At 52.1% G+C, this 16,270-nt stretch carries 14 protein-coding genes and 1 tRNA gene; 5 read left to right on the plus strand and 10 right to left on the minus strand.

Annotation, left to right across the window (positions count from 1 at the left end; all coding sequences use genetic code 11):
- Positions 1-4 precede the first annotated feature (4 nt).
- The gene (gene serS / locus VMW85_03545; protein HUT27106.1) at positions 5-1,267 is read left to right on the plus strand and encodes a serine--tRNA ligase; all 1,263 of its coding nucleotides are present in this window, start codon (positions 5-7) and stop codon (positions 1,265-1,267) included.
- A gap of 35 nt (positions 1,268-1,302) precedes the next feature.
- Here the strand turns inward: serS and VMW85_03550 are convergent, their stop codons facing one another.
- From VMW85_03550 to VMW85_03560, 3 genes are all read right to left on the minus strand, one after another.
- Positions 1,303-1,569 (minus strand): hypothetical protein, encoded by a 267-nt coding sequence (locus VMW85_03550; protein HUT27107.1) that lies wholly within the window; start codon positions 1,567-1,569, stop codon positions 1,303-1,305.
- A 171-nt stretch (positions 1,570-1,740) separates the two neighbouring features.
- A complete protein-coding gene (locus VMW85_03555; GenBank protein ID HUT27108.1) occupies positions 1,741-5,916 on the minus strand; it encodes a lamin tail domain-containing protein in 4,176 nt (1,391 codons plus the stop codon).
- A gap of 56 nt (positions 5,917-5,972) precedes the next feature.
- On the minus strand, positions 5,973-6,707 hold the full coding sequence (locus VMW85_03560) for a helix-turn-helix domain-containing protein (protein HUT27109.1): 735 nt from the start codon (positions 6,705-6,707) through the stop codon (positions 5,973-5,975).
- Between the two features lie 73 nt (positions 6,708-6,780).
- On the opposite strand from VMW85_03560, the gene VMW85_03565 reads away from it, so the two are divergent.
- The 3 genes from VMW85_03565 to VMW85_03575 are packed head-to-tail and all read left to right on the plus strand — an operon-like array spanning position 6,781 to position 9,703.
- A complete protein-coding gene (locus VMW85_03565) occupies positions 6,781-8,334 on the plus strand; it encodes a radical SAM protein (GenBank protein HUT27110.1) in 1,554 nt (517 codons plus the stop codon).
- A gap of 11 nt (positions 8,335-8,345) precedes the next feature.
- On the plus strand, positions 8,346-8,519 hold the full coding sequence (locus tag VMW85_03570; protein HUT27111.1) for a 4Fe-4S binding protein: 174 nt from the start codon (positions 8,346-8,348) through the stop codon (positions 8,517-8,519).
- Positions 8,516-9,703, plus strand: a complete 1,188-nt coding sequence (locus tag VMW85_03575) for an NAD(P)/FAD-dependent oxidoreductase (GenBank protein ID HUT27112.1) — start codon at positions 8,516-8,518, stop codon at positions 9,701-9,703. The genes VMW85_03570 and VMW85_03575 overlap by 4 nt, the downstream gene beginning before the upstream one ends.
- Positions 9,704-9,726: 23 nt before the next feature.
- On the opposite strand, the gene mvk is transcribed toward VMW85_03575, so the two are convergent.
- Positions 9,727-10,659, minus strand: coding sequence for a mevalonate kinase (gene mvk / locus VMW85_03580; GenBank protein ID HUT27113.1), 933 nt, complete (start codon positions 10,657-10,659; stop codon positions 9,727-9,729).
- A gap of 10 nt (positions 10,660-10,669) precedes the next feature.
- Complete coding sequence (locus tag VMW85_03585) at positions 10,670-11,611, minus strand: hypothetical protein (protein ID HUT27114.1); 942 nt, start codon at positions 11,609-11,611, stop codon at positions 10,670-10,672.
- A gap of 269 nt (positions 11,612-11,880) precedes the next feature.
- Here VMW85_03585 and VMW85_03590 point away from each other — a divergent pair, with 269 nt between their 5' ends.
- The gene (locus tag VMW85_03590; GenBank protein HUT27115.1) at positions 11,881-12,231 is read left to right on the plus strand and encodes a hypothetical protein; all 351 of its coding nucleotides are present in this window, start codon (positions 11,881-11,883) and stop codon (positions 12,229-12,231) included.
- Positions 12,232-12,293: 62 nt separating this feature from the next.
- Here the strand turns inward: VMW85_03590 and VMW85_03595 are convergent, their stop codons facing one another.
- The 5 genes from VMW85_03595 to VMW85_03615 form a co-directional block, all read right to left on the minus strand.
- On the minus strand, positions 12,294-13,109 hold the full coding sequence (locus VMW85_03595; GenBank protein ID HUT27116.1) for a class I SAM-dependent methyltransferase: 816 nt from the start codon (positions 13,107-13,109) through the stop codon (positions 12,294-12,296).
- Between the two features lie 737 nt (positions 13,110-13,846).
- Positions 13,847-13,956, minus strand: a tRNA-Leu gene (locus VMW85_03600).
- Between the two features lie 45 nt (positions 13,957-14,001).
- Positions 14,002-14,931, minus strand: coding sequence for a type II methionyl aminopeptidase (gene map / locus VMW85_03605; GenBank protein HUT27117.1), 930 nt, complete (start codon positions 14,929-14,931; stop codon positions 14,002-14,004).
- Positions 14,885-15,526: an L-threonylcarbamoyladenylate synthase gene (locus VMW85_03610; protein ID HUT27118.1), complete on the minus strand. Its 642-nt coding sequence runs from the start codon at positions 15,524-15,526 to the stop codon at positions 14,885-14,887. Before VMW85_03610 ends, map begins: the two co-directional genes overlap by 47 nt.
- Positions 15,527-16,168, minus strand: coding sequence for an MBL fold metallo-hydrolase (locus tag VMW85_03615; GenBank protein ID HUT27119.1), 642 nt, complete (start codon positions 16,166-16,168; stop codon positions 15,527-15,529).
- Positions 16,169-16,270: the final 102 nt, after the last annotated feature.

The following is a 16,270-nucleotide window of genomic DNA, read 5'->3' on the forward strand; positions in this document are numbered from 1 at the left end:
TATTATGTTGGACGCCAACGTTATTAGGGGCGACCCTGAGGCCATCCGAAACATGCTTCGCAGCCGTAACTACGGCGACGAAGTGCTGGACCGATTCTTGGAGATCGACGCTAGTTGGAGGGTCAAGGTGGAAGAAGGCAATCGCCTCAGGAAGATGAGGAACGAAGCTTCTTTACGCATCTCCAAGCTCAGCGGGGCGGAGAAGACGGAAGCGGTGATGGAAATGAAGGTAGTCTCCTCTCGCATTAGCGAGCTGGATGCCATCATAGCTGAACTGGAAGAGCAGAAGAACGAATCCATACTGCTTTTTCCCAACATTCCTCATATCTCAGTACCGATTGGCGACAGTTACGAGAAGAACATCGTGGTGTCCGAGAACGGGAAGGAAAGAAAATTCGATTTCCCGCTGAAGGACCACATAGCACTAGGCGAGGATCTGGACATTATAGATTTTCAGAGAGGAGTGAAGATCGCTGGTAGCGGCTTCTTCGTCCTGAAAGGGGACGGAGCTCGCATGGAACGGGCGCTGATCAATTACATGCTGGACCTGCATCACGGGCAAGGATACACCGAGATCTTTCCTCCGGTGATGGTCAATCGGGCCGCGGTCATCGGAACTGGTCAGTACCCCAAGATGAAGGACGACATGTATTGGTGCGAGAGGGACGATCTTTGGCTAAACCCGACCGCCGAGGTCCCGGTCACCAACATGCTGCAGGACGATATTCTGGCAAAGGGTGACCTCCCCATCTATTACACCGCTTATCTGCCCTCTTTCCGCAGGGAGGCCGGCCGACACGCGGAGATGAAGGGAATGATCCGGGTACATGAGTTCAACAAGGTGGAGTTGGTCAAGTTCGTTCTACCCGATGGTTCCTACCAAGAACTGGAAAGCCTGGTGAACGACGCACAGGACGTACTGCGCGGATTGGAGCTTCCCTTCCGTACTTTGCTGCTATGCACCGGGGACATGGGTTTCGCTTCGGCCAAGACCTACGACCTAGAGGCGTACGCTCCAGGGACCGGTAGCTGGTTGGAGGTATCCTCATGCAGTTGCTTCACTGATTTCCAGGCCCGCCGTGCTCGGATCAAGTACCGGCCGGAACAGCATCTGAAGAGCGAGTTCGTACACACCCTCAACGGTTCCGGACTGGCATTGCCTCGAACCATGGTGTCTATAATGGAGAACTATCAGGACCGCGCAGGCCACATACGTATCCCAGATGTGTTAAGGCCTTACATGCAAGGGCAAGAAATAATAGAATAGAAGAGTAAACGGTTTAAAAACGGCTGGTAGCCGTCTTACTTTTTCGCCTTTTTGGGCGCAGCCTTCGCGGGCTTCTCTTCTGCTTCCGCCTCTTCCTCAACCTCTTCGCCCTCTACTTCCTCTCCTTCTTCCGTCTCTTCATATCCTAGGAAGTCAAAGAGATCCTCTTCTAGGCCCTTCAACACTTCAACGGCCTCTTCCTGTTCGCCTTCCTCAAGAAGGTCGATGACCAGGGTTACCTGGTCTAAGAAATCCTCCAGGGTGCAGTCGAGCTCCTCAATTAGATCGTTCAGGCTAACCATGTTTATTACCTCAAAATCCAATATCATTTGCCCCTAGATAAGACATGGGGTATCATACTTAGACAACGGGCGATGCTGGGACCTCCTATCGAACCATAAAATCACACATCCAGGTACTCTCCCGACGAGTTTTTTCTAGTCCATTCGTCATCATTCCCGGGACATCATCGATCATGTGACCATCTCGTGAACGCTCGCTCTGCATATCCAAATGTCAACCATACTTGTCGATGGCACCTGTAACATGGGCAGAGCGTAACCGGGGACTCCGCATATGGCAACTCCTCCTTGCAACCCCCAACCAGCGCTTCTTTCACCGAACAATACGTTCAAGGAGGCCAGATTCGCCTGGATGGATGTGACGTATTGCACCTCCAAATTCAACCCGGGAACTGAAACAATATCCGGCAGACCCACCGAACAGAAAGTGGATATGCCGACCCAGATATCATCATTTGATGGGGGTTCGATACCCACGACCCGAAAGGGGTTCCCGAATCCGTGGATCAAAGATGCGGTGGAACGGCCAAGACGTTCCAACATCTCTCCCAAGGTGCCGCAATGCACTGAAAGGTCCATGCGCAGTCCCGTCTTCATCGCCGATGTATAATCGTTCACGCTCACCTCCACAAACAGGCCCATTTCCACTTCCCTTTCCAATATGTCGGCGGCCAAACGTTCTATGATGTGCAGAACGGTGCTCGATAGCGTATCAGCGAGGGTCTCCATGGACGGTTCCCCGGAAGAAAGCTGGGATATCGATTCGGTCACTGCTGAAACGAAAGCCTGTTCAAACGTGGTGAGGTCGAGGCGTGTGAACGGGTCCTTGCCGTTACTACGACCCTCCGTACCTTCCCGGAACTCCCAGCGGTCGGTACCGTCCTGAGTTCTCTGCCAGGTACGCTCATCGTTCCAATAGTCCGTGGCGAACGGAGTGCTATCGATCCTTCGTCCGTTTTGGTCCCGAAGGACGATGCTTTCCTCCGCTGGGAAACCGTTGGCTTGATTGTCCAGGGCCTGACCCTTGAAATAGTATACAAATCGGCCGTGGGGGGCGAGGACCGCATCCCCTATAGACCCCAATGCCTGTGCCCCGTGGGATGTCTGGAGGGTCCATCCTGCTAGATTGATCATCTCATCGGTCGGGTTGTACAGTTCCACCCATTCTCTCCCGTAGTCCTCCCCCATTGGATTGAGTTCATACTCGTTGATGACCGGTGAGTCACACCTTCCATCTAGCATTTTCACATACACTCCCGCATCCACGCTCCCTTTTAATCCTGGTAAGGGAAGCGGTATGTTGGACAGAAGAGCGCTCACGCCCGGGATGTCCGAAAGTGCAAAGGACAGTTCTTGATAGCTAACGATCTCAGGCATTGTCAGCTCAATACAGGCGCCCCTCACGATACCCCTGACCTCCACCATGTGACGAAAGACGTCCATGAACGGGTCCAGCACAATATGTACGGACCAATCTTCGGCGTTCAGGGAGGCGTTGCTTAGGAAACCGAACCCGAACGATCCTTTGATCAGACGGGAGGTGACGGAAATAGAACATTCCCCCACTCGATAAGAGAGGGAGAAAGAGGCAGGGATGCTAACATCTTGGAAGGCCATATCCGTGGGATCGGTCCTGATGACCAGGTCGAGCCCGAACAAATTAAGGCGGCATGTCCGTTCACCCAAGAGACCGGCTGCGGCCTCGACCGCATTGGCCGTTGGACCGAGGACCACAGCGCGGACGAACTGCTGCACCTTTTCAACCAGTTCCTGAAGATAATTTGATAGAGCATCAAGAATTTTTGTCCCCATGTCCAATAGACGTTTCACCGCGTTCTCGAGAAGGCGATATACCTTTTGCAGCCCAGAGGACACCGCTTCGATCCCGTCCAATAGCGGCCGGAATATCTTTTCCAAGATCGTGGCAACGTCACCGATGAGCGTGTTGGTATTTTGGTAATGCACACCTAACAATGGTTGCCCGGAAAGGATGGAGATCGTTTGATAAATCGTCAGAGGGACCTGTCCCTCGAGGGTCAGTGGCATGCTCGCCCCGAGATCACCACCGGGGGATAGTTTGATGCCGACATTGCCTGAGCAAACCAGTCCCCAGACTGACTGGAACGAGGCCCATTTCTTCTCTAGCAGGTTGGTGTCATGAGACTGGGGGAACGATCCTTCCTGGCCGACGTATGAAACCGGGTCGGTAAGGAGAACGGTCGGTCGGGTCCCCACATCTTCGAACGATAGATATTCCATTTCCACATCCAGGGTCTCCTGGTAAGAACGCCCCATCTCATCGGTCAAATCGAAATGATCATCGCGAGGGATGGGCACCTCCATGAAATCATCCCTCATCCCCATTCCTTTTGATATCTCGTTCATCAGTGATCGGACATCATCCGAGATAATCATTCCCAGTCCGATCAATGGGTCGCCCATGGCCACAATGATGTCGACCATAAAGGAGGACCGATGGCCGGATATTGTCGACCTATAGCTCATCCCGTTCAGGAAATTATCCGTCAGGGAAGCGGCATTAAGTTCATAGGCATCGACGATACGATCCATCATCGACCAGCCTTCATCCAGGAAAATGGCCTGTTCGATCGAATGGAAATTCTCTTCCCATGGAAGGTCCAGCCCAGGATTCGACGATCGCATTTCCGTCAACAACTGTCCTGCAACCGATCTCGCCACATCATCCAACGAGGAATCACGGTCCAGTATCTCGTACTTCCTTTCAAGGAATAGTGATTTGGTAGCCTCTGCCAGGTGATCGACCGTATCGACCTGTTGTTCCCCCGCTCCAATGGCTGGCCTCAGCCACTCATCCTTTCGCTCCAATGCGTCCAGAAGTACGGAACGGATCTCATCCAGAAAGGTCATGCCATCCGTCGGGTCCAGGATGAGACTGTCCGGTGGTAGGTACATGTTGCGGGAAACGCTCTCCGCTATGATCATCAATCTCTCCCGCATGGAATCGATCAGCTCCTTGGTGCTCTTCTCATATTGTTCGCGGAAGTCGCCCCATCCATCCCAATCGAGCACGTCCACAGTTGGGAAATCCATCGAAACCATGCCCTGCACCGGTAGTATCACCGACTGACCGTCTGCGGTGATCAGCTCCAGGTTGCGCGTGGGAACGATTATCCGATCATCCGGGATACCGGCGTTCAAGTAACGGTAAAGAGTGTCCGGCAGACCTGCGATCTCGAACTTGCCCTTTATCCAATCTTTGTACTGGTCCTCCAATAGGTCGGTACCACTGATCCATTCTATGATGTCGTTCAAACCGAATTCGAACGCTTCTTCCACATCCTCCAATATGTTCGCGGCGTCGACCAATTGGAGGTATTCCATCCATCTCAAGATCGTTCGGTCCATGGATGCATATATGGTCTGAGAGAAGACGGCGCCCCAATCAAGCTCGTCGCAACCATACAATCCTAAGAATAGGTCAACGGGGTCGATCGCCCCTCCCATTTCCATATACCCTCTCACATGATCCCAGGACGCTTGGGGGGACATGTGGTCGGTGAAGATCTCCAAACAAGGGTCAGCTGTTCTGAAGATCTGGTATTGTAATATTACCAAACCTAGGTTCAGGGCGTTCAACACATCCCTTTCGGTCACCATATCATCAATCCCCTGGCCTATTGATGAACAGGCGGTGCCCCAACCCTGTAGGGAGCGATAAGTGGCCAGAGAATCCAACATGCCACGGGCCATACAGGTCAGGTCTCCCAGACCGTTGCCGACCGTGGAATCGAAGGCGGCCATACGATCCTTCAGCAAAGGCCATGGCACCTTAACATCATTAGAGGCCGGAAAAACCCTGGTCAGGTTACCATCATTGGTCGATACTTTCACTTCGAAATTCCCGTTCAAACCGACATAGGCCGGAACAAACTCTCCCTGCCAACCCTCTCCGAGATCGACACAGTTAGACAAGGAAAGGCGGAGGAATGAGAGTCGAATATCGCTGATATTTACCTCGATCCTATAATTGCCCCGTTCCTGTGGATACACTCCATGGGCCGATCTATCCAGTTCTGATATGAATCCCGACCTCATCTTACACTCGTTCGTTGTGTCGCCAGAACATGAACGGACCACCGCTTGGAATGCCAACATGTCGATCTTTACCTTGGCCGATAGGGAGAGATCGTTCATCTCCTCCAGCTCTTCCACAGTCAGATCCACATTCTCCGACCGATCGTTCAGGTCTGACATTGCCAAGGCTGATAAACTGGAAAGGACCACCAATACGATAGCTATCATGGAGAATGGTAATTGCCCTCGGCGGTCTCGGGAGAGCTTTCTATCTGTGTATCGGACGAGCATCGACATTGCCAATGCCCAGGGACATAAAAATGAACAGAACTACAATCAGATTACGCCTAGTTCTCCTCTTTGACCATGTACAAGAAGTTCTCCAAATGGGCGGCTAGGAGCGGATTGTCCGAGAAGCCGCACAGGTCCAGCTCGTCCGAGGCGATCATGGCCCGGGTGCTGTCGGAAATGACATCTGTGGCTATCAACGACTTTCGGCGGAATACCTCGGTCGCCTCCGGTACTTTGATCGAGGGTACGGTGATTATGGTCACACGCACACCCCGTTTGACCGCGTCCTTGAATCGGTTGGAAAGTTCATTTCGGATATCATGCATCTTGGGGGAGGATATCACGAATGTTTTTTTGGACGATTCGAGCAGCTCCCCGATCTTGCTCAACACCTTCTTCTTACCGTGAATGGTATAGACCAGTTCCGGGGTCCCTCTTTCACTTAGCAAGCCTTTCACGGTGTTCAATTTATTGAAAATGCCATTCAGGTCGTTCATCGCCCGGGCGCGTATCTCCTCCAATGGTACGGGGTGATATATGGTCGGTCGACCCCCGGTCTCCTCCACGAATTTCTTTTCCCTTAGCGATAGTAATGCTTTGTATGCGGAGGTGCGTGGTATCATGGCCAACTCCGCGATGTCCTCAGCGGTCCCATGACTTTTGAGTATCAGTGCAACGTAGATGCGAGATTCATAGTTACTTAACCCAATATTCCCAAGAGCGGCGGCGATTTGGGTATATTCTTTCTCAATGTCCTCTATGTCCAGCCGAAGAAGGTCAATGATATTCATGGCGTAATATGTAGCGTTTACAGCTACATAAACATTATATTGACACATCGAAGTATATGATCGGGATGCAATAATGATTGCAAAAGAGAGTTCATTGCCAAAGGGACTGCCGAAGCAGACGCAATCCCTTTGTCCAGAGTGCAAGAAGATCATCATAGCCGACATATTCGAAAAGGACGGTAAGGTGTTGATCGAAAAGACCTGCCCAGAGCACGGTCATTTCAGTGACATCTACTGGTCCGATGCTGCGATGTACAAAAGAGCAGAGCTGTTCGCTTTTGATGGTGTTGGGGTGGAGGATCCGTTCATTAAAAATGCCACGGTCTGCCCCACCGATTGCGGTCTATGCAATCTACATCTAAGCCACACCTCTTTGGCCAACGTGGACCTTACGAATCGCTGCAACATGAAGTGCCCTATATGTTTCGCCAACGCCAACGCCGCGGGATACGTTTATGAGCCGACTATCGAGCAGATAGAGAAGATGTTGCGCACCCTGAGGGAGCAGAGACCCGTTCCCTGCCCAGCGGTCCAGTTCTCAGGCGGAGAGCCCACCATCTACCCTCACTTCATCGAGGCCATAGCGAAGGCCAAGGAATTGGGTTTTGCCCAGATCCAGGTGGCGACAAACGGTATCAAATTCGCGGAGGACTTCGAACTGTTGAAGACCGCGGTAGACGCTGGTCTGAATACCATTTACCTGCAGTTCGACGGTCTCCGTGAAGAGATATATATCGCTGCAAGAGGCCGTAAATTGCTAGATGTGAAACTAAAGGCGATCGAAAACGTTAGAAAGCTGGAAAAACCCCCGTCGATAGTCCTGGTTCCCACCATTGTAAAGGGGATCAACGACGACCAGATCGGGCCCATATTCCGTTTCGCTTTGGAGAATAGTGACGTCATCCGTGGAATCAACTTCCAGCCTGTAGCCTTCACCGGGAGGATCAACAAGGAGGACCTGGTCAAACAGAGGTATACCCTGACTGACCTTGCCATTGACCTGGAAGTACAAACCCAGGGACAGATCGTCAAAAACGACTGGTACCCTGTGCCTAGCGTCGTGCCTGTTTCTACCTTGGCCTCCGCCATCCTCGGCGTACCGAAGGTCACCTTCACCACCCACCCGCATTGCGGATTGGCGACCTACCTGTTCGTTCAGGACAAGGACCACGTGGTGCCCCTGACGCACTTCGTCGATGTAGAACCGTTGTTCAGGGATCTGTTCGAACTATCAAAAAAGACAGAGAAGGCCAAGGTCAAGTTCCCTTCAAAATTGAAGGCCTACGCTCTGCTCAAGAAGTACATCCACGAGGATAAGATGCCGGAGGGTCTGGACGTAATGTCGTTCCTCAAACTGCTCTCCGAGGTCATGGGTGACGAGTCGAAGGATTCCCTGTCTAAGTTCTCATGGAAGATGATATTCGTTGGTGGAATGCATTTCCAGGACCTGTACAACTATGATATTGAAAGGGTCAAGCGCTGTGCCATCCATTACGCTGTGCCAGATGGGCGAATCATACCGTTCTGCGCTTACAACGGTGGCCCGACCTTCCGAGAAGAAGTGGAGAAGAAGTTCTCGGTGCCGATCGATGAGTGGAGACGGACCAGAGGGACAGAGCACACGTAGAGGTGTTGATCATGATCGTTAGCACAGAGAAATGCATGCATTGCGGTGCCTGTGTGGGTTCATGCCCTCAGAATGCCATTTTCCTGAACGAGATAGTCCTAGAGTTCAATGAGAATTGCAATAAGTGTGGCAGATGCGTCCGCATTTGCCCCGTGGGAGCCCTAAGGATGGAGGCTAAGAAATGAAGACCGATTACGATGTCGTGGTCGTAGGCGCTGGCCCAGCTGGCAGTATGACCGCTAAACACGCGGCCAAAAAGGGCGCTCGGGTACTGATGATCGAGAAGCGCCAAGAGATCGGGGCTTCCCTAAGATGCGCCGAGGGCGTGAACAAGAAGGGACTGGAGAAGGCCGGCGTTCCCGTGGACCGCCGCTGGGTCTCCACGGATGTTTCCGGTGCCAAACTGGTATCTCCAGGTGGGCATGTGTTCCGCATCGATGAGAGACAGGCCGGCAACGAGGTGGGCATGGTGCTCGAGAGACACCTCTTCGATAAGGCCATGGCCGCTGATGCCGCCCGAGCCGGAGCGGAGATATGGCTCAAGACCTCGGCCGTGGACGTGATCAAGGATGGCGACAAGGTGGTAGGAGTAAAGGCTATGCGCGAAGGCGAGCCTATAAAGCTCACCGCCGGCTGCGTGGTCGCTGCCGATGGTTTCGAGTCCCAGGTAGCCCGATGGGCCGGGATCGACACCTCCCTGAAGGCGGGAGATATAACCACCTGTTACCAGTATCGCATGGCCAATCTTAAGACCGAGCCAGATTACTGTGAGTTCGTTATCGGTTCGGTCGCTCCCGGAGGTTACGTCTGGGTATTCCCCAAGGGCGACGACACCGCTAACGTCGGCATAGGCGTGCTAGCCTCCATGCTAAAGAGGCCAGGGGAGGTCAAGGCCTACCTGGACGCCTGGATCAAAAAGGACCCACGTCTGAGCTGCGGACAGCCTCTGGAGGCTATCGCCGGGGGTGTCTCGGTATCCCCGCCTGTGGAACGCTCCGTCATGAACGGACTTATCCTGGTCGGGGACTCTGCCCGTATCATCGACCCTATTACTGGGGGTGGCATCGCCAACGGTCTGCTGGCCGGCATGCATGCGGGTAACGTCCTGGGTGAATGTGTCGAGGCCGGAGACTTCAGCGAGAAGGCGCTGATGCCCTATGACGTACTGTGGCGCAATGACCTGGAAGATCGACTGTGGCGCAACTGGATGGCCAAGGAGAAGTTCCTGACCCTTTCCGACAAAACACTGGATGGGGTCATTGAAACGCTGGCTACTGCCAAGGTGGACAAGATGTCGGTGCATAATATCCTCATCGCCATCAAGGAGCGCCACCCGGAACTGGTCAAAGAGTTCGAGGATCTGATCTAAACCATTTCCCCTTTACTTTTTATTTATTCGTTCTTAACACCTGGCACGTCGGTGACGACGGTGTAGGGCTTCCCGCCCTTGCTCCTGATGATCTCCATTACCTTTTCCGGCCTATCGGTCAAGGCGATCATGCTACCTCCTCCCCCAGCACCGGTTAGCTTGGCTCCATACGAATATGGTAAGGTCGCGGAGACCATTTTATCTAATTCGGGGGACGACACTCCGAGAATTGCTAAAAGTTTGTGGTCCCTGGTCATCGTCCGTCCCAACGATTCCAGATCGCCTTTGGCCATTTGCTTCACCCCCTCAAGGGTCATCTGACCAATATCCTCGATCACCTCCCGGGCAAAGGTGCTGTGGTCGACGTATCTCTTAACCTTGGCCACCATGGGGCCAGTTGGCGCCGAACGGCCGGTGAATCCGATGACCAATGTCATATTTGGAACTTTAAGATCGTGAACGCACCATCTTCTGGTGTCACAGGACATCTCCCAAAGGAGGTGATCGCGTCGCTCACTGGTGATGAGTATTCCATGTCCGTGGGCACATGTGGAGGTATCTATGGGGCTGGCCCTTCCCTGGACCTCGCTCTCTACTTCGAACGCCTCTCTGGCCACGGTCTCCTCGTCCCAGTTACCCTTTGAACGGGCCAACGCCGCCAATAAGGCCACCGTCACCGCGGCGGAAGACCCCAGACCAGAACCGGAGGGGAAATCCGAATCCGTGGCCACGGCCGTGGGACCTGCATCATGCTTGGCCAGGCAAGCCGATACGTAGGAATAGTTATGCGCGGTCAGGGGCATACCGTTCAAACTGGATATCGATGCCGACCTGATCCTGCAGCGCATGCGAAGATCGATGGCCACGGAGGCGGCCGGTTGGCCGTACACCACGGCGTGCTCTCCCAGCAGTATTACCTTGGCCGGGGCCGAGGTCCCCCAAAGGCGACCGGACATCCTTAGACCTTCAGATACCGTATTTTCGGGCCATGGCCTGCATGGCCTCGTCCGGGCTCTTTCCATCAAGCTCTTTCATGCCGGTCCCCCACCATTTTTCCTCGAACTCTACCAGGTCTGCCTGGAAGATCTCAAGGACATCCACATTGGCCTCTTTATTGACCAAAGCAAGTTCCAGGTTGTGGTTCAAGCTTTTACACAGGTCCTCACCCATGAAATCTGGTATCACATCCAATATCAGGTCCAGCAGGGCGTTGGTCAAGGACATGAAGAGTCGTTCCCTCCTCTGCGGTGTGGGTATGGATTCCTTCATCACGCTCTCAGACATGGGGCCGTACCACATGTCCCGGATGATGTATGACCGTGCCCCCCAGTATTCTTCATCTCCGCATTCGGCACAGTTACATTCATCATCGTCGCTATGTAGGATTCCCTCGATGTGAGCTTTGGCCTCGTCCATAAGTTCGTTGGGCGACTGGTTCCTCAAGAAATCTTTCTTTGAACCCCACCAAGTATCTTCGAATTCGGTAAGTGTTTCCATCAAGGCCCGCTCGTCGTCGAAATTATCCCCCTTGGCCTCTAGGAACTGATCTCGGAAAAGTGCAAGAAGATCGATGTCATACTCTTTATTGACCACGGCTATGGCCAGATAATCGTCCAGATTCTCTTGGAAGATGTTTAGAATTTCCTCGGGCAGGTTCATACCAACCCTTTCCAGCACGGCGTTCGTTACGGTCAGGAAGAGCACCTCGTCCATATCTTCCTTGGAAACCTGCTCGGTTCTCAGACCTTCTATGATATCTTTGAACATGAGATCTTTGAACATCAGTGTACGGATCGGGTTCTTGTCGAACAACGTCGGCTCCTTAGTTCTTTCCAATTCAGGCACCGCCTCCGATCCCTTGTTCTTGCCACTCTTTGCCTTTTTTTCAGTAGCTCCTTTCTCAACCATGTTGAACCCTCCATGTTCGGTTCCTTACCACCGTGGCAAAGGACCTGTGTTATAAACGGGACAGAGTCCCCAAGGATATAAATTCATGGCGCCGGACCTAATATGGTTCGTTACCGATCGAATTATCTATAAATTGATGAGAACGTCAAATTATCGACGATAATAATAGAAAATAGTATATTATTCTATTCAGATTGTAAAAAGCACGTCCAGAAAGATATTAGTATGATTCTAATTAATTTTAAACCAATTATTTAGGAGTAAAAATCATGAATTGGATTGCGCTTGTCAATGTATTGGCAGGGTTGGTACTAGCGATTGCCTTTTTAGAATTGATACCAGCACTTGGTAAATACTTGGTCCAACTGGCTAAATGGTTGGGTAGGTTCCAGGCAATAATTGGTGTGATCGCCATCATACTTGGTATTGTTGCATTGTGGGATGGCTCGGAGCTGCAGGGGATCGTGGCACTGATCGCCGGCTTGGTCCTGGCCATGGGAATTCTTCCCAGCATTCCTGCCTTGGGCAGGTCCCTGGAAAGGCTAGCCAAGTTCTTGGGTGGATTCCAGACCATAATCGGGATCATCGCCATCATCGTTGGTATCTGGGGCCTGTTGTAAACCTTCAGGGGCTCTGCCCCGCATTCAATTTTTTTCTTCAAACCGAACGGGGTACAGCTCACTTACATCTTACTTGCCTTCAACGAGAACAACATAGGTACGTTGAAATCCTTCTCCGGCAGATACCAGTAACCGTCCTCCCTCAGCTCCATGGCGGGGTGCATGGGGAAGAAGCAACAGGGGAACTCATGCATGAAGTCGATGATCAGACCCTCGTCAACCAGTGCATTGATTATCTCTGAGACGGGGTGCATCCATTCGTAACGCCTCTTGTTCTTGAACTCGTGGCCCGAATCGATTATGGGGACATCGTCGTCGAACATGAGCGGGTTCTTAGAGAAATACGGGTACCCAGCTTTGAAGTGCTCCCTGCAGTTCTCATCGATGATGTTACCGAAGGGATGGATATCTACAATGTAGAAGAACCCGCCCGGCCGCAGGTATTTGACGATCAGACGTGCCCAATCATCCAGATCCGGAAGCCAGCATATTGCCCCATAACTGGTGAAGATAATATCGAACTGCCCTTCGAGGTTGCGCTCCAGGTCGTAGATGTTGCTTTCGATGAACGTCGCCGGTATGCCGATCTCAGCGCTCAGTTCCCGAGCCTTCTTGATAGCTTCAGGGGAGAAATCCACCCCCGTGACCCGGGCCCCTTCCCCGGCCCAGGAGATGGAGTCCATTCCGAAATGACATTGCAGATGCAGAAGATCCTTTCCAGCGACATCGCCCACCTCTCGGACCTCAATCGGTAGAAGGGATGAGGCTCCCGATAGAAATCCGTCCACATCATAGATCGGGGATTTAAGGTTGGCATCGACCTTCTCGTTCCATCTCTTCTTGTTGATGTCCATAAGTGGGTCTTCTTCCCGGGTCATTTATCTCACCAGTTAATTCGGAATTTAAATTCTCAAAGTCCCTCATCCCATAAAACGGCTTCCTTGGAAGATGCTATAGAACGAGAATTTTAAGATCAAAGATCGACCGAGAAATTATTAAATCATCTCATGGTCCTATAAAAGGAAAAGGTGGGGGACAATAAGATCCATGGGGGCCTATGCTGCCTTGACGTTTTTGGTGCTGGCTATGCTCTTTTTACCAGTATCATACCTCTGCTTTCGGCGGAAACGCCCATTTACCCATTGACAAATGGCGGTCAACAAAGGAACGCCTATCTTAAGGCTGATCCGGAAAATGGGGGCTGGGACATCATATCGATGACGTATATGGGTGATCGGGGGAGCTGGCCAGTAATCGGGGCGAGCGGCACTATCTACATCGCCCTTCTATCTAGGATCGATGTCATTGAACCGAATGAAACTGTACTGTGAAGCAGACCTTTGGAACACTACCGATATGGTTCCAGAATCGGATTGGCCCCCGATGGGACCTTGAGACTATTTCCCTCTTCGAACTCAATACTGTCCCTCAACCCGGACGGCTCCACTAGATAGGCTGTCAACGTACCGGGTATGAATCCGTTGCTGAGCGAATTGATCATCTCGGCTTACGGGACGGTATACACAAGCATCGACTACCGTTCTACCCCTGAACACACGGGAGGACTTGCGGCCATCGATTCCAATTGGACATTCTGATCGACAATAGAAAAAAATGGTGCGAGGGACCGGATTCGAACCGGCGAACCTCTGCAGGAACAGATCTTGAGTCTGTCGCCTTTGGTCGGCGCAAATGGCGCCATTGACCGAGCTTGGCTACCCTCGCGGTGAGGCCGGATAAAAGTGCCGACCTTAATAAATGTATTCGAGGCTACGCCGTGGTGATCTCGGTTCGGCCATTCCCTACCAATACGGTATGTTCGGTCTGTGAGACCATGCCGTTCTGGATCTCGATAAGGACTGGATATGTGGAGATGACCCCATGGCGGTGCAGTACTTTGAGCAAATGGGCGGAGTTGTTCTCGAAGCGATCGCACCAGCGTTCACAGAACGGTAGTGTGGTGAACTCCTCCTTGATCCTATCGAAGAACTTTTTAGCATCTTCGTCACGTAATGGTCGGTCACGCAGCACCCGGTAGATGTTACCCGATTTACCGTTGGACACCTGTCCCTGACCATCGGTGGCAAAAGGTTCGATGGCCAATAACATGTTCTCTCTAACCTTGGTCAGAGATCCATCGTCGATATTGGGCACTGATAGCCCCGCGTGGAGATTATACCTCTTCATCTCATGTCCACTAAGGTTGACCACGGGTCGATACCCGGTCTCTTTAATGCTGCGTTCGATTACCCCGCCGATAGTGCCGACGGAGATGCCATCCTTGGCCATCTCCATGGCCAGTTCAAGTCCCCTTTCGGAGGCCATGATAAGTTGTTGCCAGTTACGAGTACCCACTTCCACAGTGGTTGCCGTGTCACCAAGATATCCATCGACCTGTGCCCCCACATCCAATTTGACAAGGTCGCCATTATCGAACGCTATGCAGTCAGCTGAATTCGGGGTAAAGTGTGCCGCAGTGTCGTTCAAGCTGATATTGACCGGGAACGCTGGGCTACCTCCATGATCCATTATGTGGAATTCCATGCGTTCGGCCACATCACGGAGCTTCACTCCGTTGGCCACCATGGACCTCCCTAGCTCCCTGGCTTCGGCCGACAATCGCCCAGCCTTACGAATGCATTCCAGGGCGTGATCATCTAACAAGTACATCTTCGATCTTCTCTTTAGAAATGGCGCCATATCGGATGATCTCTACGGTCCCGTCGATAATCTGGACGATGGTGGATGCCTTCCCTATCTTGCAAGGCCCGCAGTCCACATATGTAGCCACGCTCTCACCTAGGTCGGCTATAGCGGTCTCTACATCGGTCGGATTTGGGTGTGAATGCATGTTCGCACTGGTAGATATGATAGGTCCGAACTCGTCGATCAGACGCAGGGCGAAGGGATGGTCCGGTATCCTGATGCCGACCTCTTGAAATGACGCAGTGATGATATCTGGCAAGATCGGTTTCTTCTTCAACAGAAGGGTAAGGGGTCCAGGCAGGAACGCCTTTGCCAGACGGTGTGCGTTCTCGTCCAGCTCAGCCACCTCTTCGGCCATGGTCATATTGTTGACCGCCAAGGATAATGGCATGTCGAACGGACGTCTCTTGGCAATGAAGACCCTCTTGACCGCAGTCTCATCGAAAGGATCGGCACCCAAGCCATAGAGCGTCTCGGTGGGATATACCACCAATCGTCCGAATCTGAGCATCGAGAGCACATTCTCTAGGTCATGCTTGGATACGCTGCATTCGGCACATTTTGCATCCTTGCATTTTATTATGTCCATTCAAGACTCTCCCAAATAATTTAACGCTTCCAAAATGGTTTCACTCGCTCGACTCTGGCAGAAATCGCCATGTCCTGGATATATCTCCTGCGGAATCAACGATAAAAGCTTTTTGACCGAACCCACAAGCTGTTCGAAATTACCGCTTGGCAGGTCCCACCGTCCGACCCCTCCTACGAAGACCGTGTCGCCGGATATCAGTATAGCTTTTTCTTTTTCCCAGAGGCAGATTCCTCCAGCAGTATGGCCAGGGGTGGAAAGAACCTCGAACTCTGAACTACCAGTGCTTAGAAGTTCTCCACCGTGAAGTTCTGTGACCTCTACCGGTTTCCCGGCCACACCGAACATCGAGGCAAGGGTTTGTTGGCCATCGCCCTCCCTGATGGGGCAGGCGTCTTCGGAATGCACTAGTACTTCAGCGCCCAGCTCATCGGCCAAATCGGCAGCACCACCTGTATGGTCGTAATGGCGGTGCGTCAGGACAATTCGTCTTACTTTGTTCTGCTGAACAGTGTAGGACAACCATTTCATTACGTCTCGATGGTGCATGCCGGTGCCGGTGTCTACGAGGATAGGATCCTCACCGGTTAGAAGATAGATATTGGAATCGAAGTCCATCCCAGCTAGGCATCGGACAACCATCAACTTTCGATAAAAGGTGGTATTATATAAACTTTTGAACGCGTATATTTATTTAAATAATAACCACTGATCGAACAAGTCAATAATAGGTATTAGGACCAT

The organism is Methanomassiliicoccales archaeon (assembly GCA_035527755.1).
Classification (GTDB): Archaea; Thermoplasmatota; Thermoplasmata; order Methanomassiliicoccales; family UBA472; genus UBA472.

What these genes read in the sequence shown, in the direction of transcription:
- VMW85_03595 (HUT27116.1), bottom strand. Translation starts at nt 13,109, where the DNA reads ATGACCCGGGAAGAAGACCCACTTATGGACATCAACAAGAAGAGATGG.
- VMW85_03610 (HUT27118.1), bottom strand. Translation starts at nt 15,526, where the DNA reads ATGGACATAATAAAATGCAAGGATGCAAAATGTGCCGAATGCAGCGTA.
- VMW85_03565 (HUT27110.1), top strand. Translation starts at nt 6,781, where the DNA reads ATGATTGCAAAAGAGAGTTCATTGCCAAAGGGACTGCCGAAGCAGACG.
- VMW85_03555 (HUT27108.1), bottom strand. Translation starts at nt 5,916, where the DNA reads ATGCTCGTCCGATACACAGATAGAAAGCTCTCCCGAGACCGCCGAGGG.
- VMW85_03590 (HUT27115.1), top strand. Translation starts at nt 11,881, where the DNA reads ATGAATTGGATTGCGCTTGTCAATGTATTGGCAGGGTTGGTACTAGCG.
- VMW85_03560 (HUT27109.1), bottom strand. Translation starts at nt 6,707, where the DNA reads ATGAATATCATTGACCTTCTTCGGCTGGACATAGAGGACATTGAGAAA.
- VMW85_03615 (HUT27119.1), bottom strand. Translation starts at nt 16,168, where the DNA reads ATGGTTGTCCGATGCCTAGCTGGGATGGACTTCGATTCCAATATCTAT.
- VMW85_03575 (HUT27112.1), top strand. Translation starts at nt 8,516, where the DNA reads ATGAAGACCGATTACGATGTCGTGGTCGTAGGCGCTGGCCCAGCTGGC.
- VMW85_03570 (HUT27111.1), top strand. Translation starts at nt 8,346, where the DNA reads ATGATCGTTAGCACAGAGAAATGCATGCATTGCGGTGCCTGTGTGGGT.
- VMW85_03550 (HUT27107.1), bottom strand. Translation starts at nt 1,569, where the DNA reads ATGGTTAGCCTGAACGATCTAATTGAGGAGCTCGACTGCACCCTGGAG.
- mvk (HUT27113.1), bottom strand. Translation starts at nt 10,659, where the DNA reads ATGTCCGGTCGCCTTTGGGGGACCTCGGCCCCGGCCAAGGTAATACTG.
- map (HUT27117.1), bottom strand. Translation starts at nt 14,931, where the DNA reads ATGGCGCCATTTCTAAAGAGAAGATCGAAGATGTACTTGTTAGATGAT.
- serS (HUT27106.1), top strand. Translation starts at nt 5, where the DNA reads ATGTTGGACGCCAACGTTATTAGGGGCGACCCTGAGGCCATCCGAAAC.
- VMW85_03585 (HUT27114.1), bottom strand. Translation starts at nt 11,611, where the DNA reads ATGGTTGAGAAAGGAGCTACTGAAAAAAAGGCAAAGAGTGGCAAGAAC.